The sequence below is a fragment of the Frankia sp. CoWAU3 genome (assembly GCF_977971855.1).
Genome location: NZ_CDWWXB010000273.1, coordinates 1 through 3,712, shown reverse-complemented (window position 1 = coordinate 3,712; position 3,712 = coordinate 1). Strand labels below are relative to the sequence as shown.

The following is a 3,712-nucleotide window of genomic DNA, read 5'->3' as shown; positions in this document are numbered from 1 at the left end:
GGCTGCGGGGCGGGGAGGGCCGATGCGTGCGGTGGTCGTGGCTGTCGGGGCCCGTCGCGGCGACGCCCCGGGGCCTGCCGGATACCGGTTGTTGGTCCGCGCCGCCCGGCTCGCGGGGAAGCTGGGGATCGGTCTCGTGACCCTGGTCGACACGCCCGGCGCGGCGAACAACGCGGACGCCGAGGCCGCGGGCATCGCGGCGGCGATCGGGGATGCGATGGCCGCGGTATTGGCCTGCCCCTCGCCGACGCTGTCGATCGTGTTGGGTGAGGGCGGCTCTGGCGGGGCTCTCGCCGCGGCGGTCACCGACGTCGTCGCCATGACCCCGGACAGTTACTTCACCGCGCTCTCCCCGGAGGGCACCGCCGTCACGCTGCGGATACCGGTCGAGCGGGCCGCAAACGTCTGCGGGCTACGGCCGACCGACCTGAACGCGCTGGGATTCGCCGATCGGCTCCTGTCCGCCACCACCGCAGCCGAGACGGCGCGCGACGCCGCATCGCTGCTCGCATCCCTGAGCCGGGGGGACCAGGACGATCGGCTGCGCCGACGGCAGGCTCGATGGTCGACAGGGCTACCTAACAGTCTGTAGCATTTCTCTCCGGTCTTTACTTGGCCACCGGGATATCTGCCGACCTGGGGGCGAGCACCACGGCTGGCGGCACGGATGGTACGGCGAGGGAAGGCGAGCAGGCCATCGGCGAGTGGATACTGCCATCGTTGTCTGCGGCCACGGCCCGCCTGAGGCGGGCCGTGGCCGCAGACAACATCGCCGCTCCAGGGCGGTCGGTCCTCACCGGCCTGCGCACGACCCCGGTGAACGCCCGCGGGCTCGCTGTGGAAGCGGCCTGGATCGCCACCCACCTCGCCCTCTACCCGGCGAGTGCGCTGCGCCGGCAGTGCCCGCGCGAGCACGAGCCCTACTCGCTGAGCGCGCTCTCCCCGCTGCACCGCAGCCTGCTGGTCAACGCTCCCGACGCGGCAGGTACCCCGATCCTGCTGATCCACGGCCTGATCGACAACCGGTCCGTGTTCACCCGGTTGGGCCGGTCGCTACGCCGCCGCGGTTTCCGCCGGGTGCGCACGGTGGAGCTGCCGCTGCTCGTGCCGACGGTGCAGGAAGCGGCGCTCCGACTCGCCGCGTCCGTGCACACCGCGATGACGGACAGCGGCAGGCAGCGCGTGCACATCATCGCCCATTCACTCGGCGGGCTGGTGGCCCGCTACTACGTGCAGCAACTCGGGGGCGATCAGTGCGTGGACACGCTGATCACTCTCGCTACGCCTCATTCCGGCACCCGTCTCGCCAGACTCGTCCCCCGGTCGGTGCCGTACCGGCTCGTCACCCAGCTACGGCCGGGATCGGCGCTCCTACGCGAACTCGCCGCACCCGCCCCCGGCTGCCGGACCCGGTTCGTCGCGATCGGCGCCGGGCTGGACAGCGTGGTGCGGCCCGCCGAGGCGGCGCTCGACCATCCCGATCTCGACATCGAAAATTACACCGTGCCGGGCCTCGGGCATCATTCCCTGGCGTTCAGCGGCAAGGTCGCCCACCTGGTCGCGAGCTGCCTCGCCGGGGCGGCGGACCGGCCGGGACCCTCGGGACCCTCGGGACCGTCAGAGCTTCTCGACGGGGGCGTACCGCAGGAGCAGGCGCTTCGTGCCGGTGTTCTCGCCGAAATCGATGGTCGCCTCCGCGGAGTCACCGACCCCGCCGGTGGCGACGACAACTCCGAGACCGAAACTGTCATGCGTCACCCGGTCGCCCTGACGCAGCTCCAGGACGGCCCGAGCGGCCGGCCGCGCGCGACCCGAGAATGGCGAGTTCGGTAGCGGTTTACGCGCCGCCGGGGCACCGGCGGCGCCCCGGCCGGTCGCGCCCGACCCAAACCCGCCAGACGAGCCCCAGGACGTCCCCGCGGGCGCTGGCGGGGGATCGGCCAGCCGGCGCCAGTCAACCAGCGTGTCCGGCACCTCGCCGAGGAAACGCGACGGCGGGTTGTAGGCCGGTTGGCCCCAGGCGCTGCGCATCACCGCGCGGGTCAGGTAGAGCCGGATCCGGGCCCGGGTGACACCCACATAGGCGAGCCGGCGCTCCTCCTCGAGCTGGGTGGAATCTCCCAGGGTCCGCAGGTGCGGGAAGACGCCGTCCTCGAGACCGGTAAGGAAGACGACGGGGAACTCGAGGCCCTTGGCGCTGTGCAGCGTCATGAGAGTGACCACACCATCGGAACCGTCGTCGGTCGGAACCTGGTCCGCGTCGGCGACGAGCGAGACCTGCTCGAGGAACTCCGCGAGCGTGCCCTCGGGCAGCCGCCGGGCGAACTCCTGGACCACTCCGACCAGTTCCTGCAGGTTCTCCACCCGGGCCTGGGACTCGACGGTGCCCTCGGCGAGGAGTTCCGACAGGTAGCCGGTGCGTTCAAGCACCGCCTCGACCACGGCCACCGGGTTGTCGGCCGCTACGGCGCGTAGCTCGGCGAGCAGCGCGGTGAACTCGCGCACCGCCTTCGCCGAGCGCGCGGCGATCCCCGGCACCTCGTCGACACGCTCCAGCGCCTGCGCGAACCCGATCCGCTCGACATCGGCGAAGCCCGCCAGGGCCGCCTCGGCCCGCTCGCCGATCCCGCGCCGGGGCACGTTCAGGATGCGACGCAGGTTCACCGTGTCGCTAGGATTGGCGAGGACCCGCAGGTAGGCAAGGAGATCACGGATCTCCTTGCGCTCGTAGAACCGCACCCCGCCGACCACCCGGTAGGGCAGCCCGACCCGGACGAAGATCTCCTCGAACACCCGGCTCTGGGCGTTGGTCCGGTAGAACACCGCGACGTCGGCGGGCCGCGCGAGCTTCGCGTCCGAGAGCCGGTCGACCTCCTCGGCGACAAAGGCCGCCTCGTCGTGCTCGTTGTCGGCGGCGAATCCGACGATCTTCTCACCGTCACCGGCGTCCGACCACAGCCGCTTGGCCTTGCGCTGGTTGTTACGCGCGATCATCGCGTTCGCGGCGGAGAGGATGGTCTGGGTGGAGCGGTAGTTCTGTTCCAGCAGGATCACCGCGGCGTTCGGGAAATCCTCCTCGAACTCCACGATGTTGCGGATGTTCGCCCCACGGAAGGCGTAGATCGACTGGTCCGCGTCGCCAACCACGCACAGCTCCGCCGGTGGGACGGCGCCCGAGGCCCAGGTAGCCGGCTCGGCCGGCTCCACCGGCGCGGACCCGCCACCGAAGTACGCCGGTTGGCCGACGAGTTCACGCACCAGGGCGTACTGCGCGTGGTTGGTGTCCTGGTACTCGTCCACGAGCACATGTCGGAATCGGCGCCGGTAGTGCTCGGCGACGTCGGGGAACGCCTGGAGGAGGTTCACCGTCATCATGATCAGATCGTCGAAGTCGAGGGCATTGGCCTGAGCCAGCCGCTGCTGATAAGCGGCGTAGACCTCGGCGACGGTCCGCTCGAGGTGGTTCGTGGCCCGGTCCCGTGCGGCCTCCCAGTCGATCAGTTCGTTCTTCAGGTTGCTGATCTGCGCCGCCAGACCTCGGGCGGGATGCCGCTTGGGATCAAGATCAAGGTCACGGGTGACCAGAGTGATCAAACGCTGCGCGTCGGCGGCGTCGTAGATGGAGAAGGCCGAGCCAAACCCGAGACGCTTCGCCTCGGACCTCAGGATGCGCACGCAGGCCGAGTGGAAGGTGCTCACCCACATCGCCCGC

General features: G+C 70.7%; 2 protein-coding genes and 1 pseudogene. 2 read left to right on the top strand and 1 reads right to left on the bottom strand.

What is annotated here, in order from left to right:
- On the top strand, positions 1–592 hold a 592-nt coding region (locus AC08ON_RS17005), incomplete at its 5' end, for a carboxyl transferase domain-containing protein (protein ID WP_476617332.1).
- 161 nt (positions 593–753) lie between these two features.
- Positions 754–1,320 (top strand): annotated as a pseudogene (locus AC08ON_RS17000) (esterase/lipase family protein); the annotation flags it as partial.
- A gap of 297 nt (positions 1,321–1,617) precedes the next feature.
- Here AC08ON_RS17000 and AC08ON_RS16995 read toward each other — a convergent pair.
- Positions 1,618–3,712 (bottom strand): 3'-5' exonuclease (locus AC08ON_RS16995; RefSeq protein ID WP_476617331.1); only part of this gene is annotated, 2,095 nt, incomplete at its 5' end.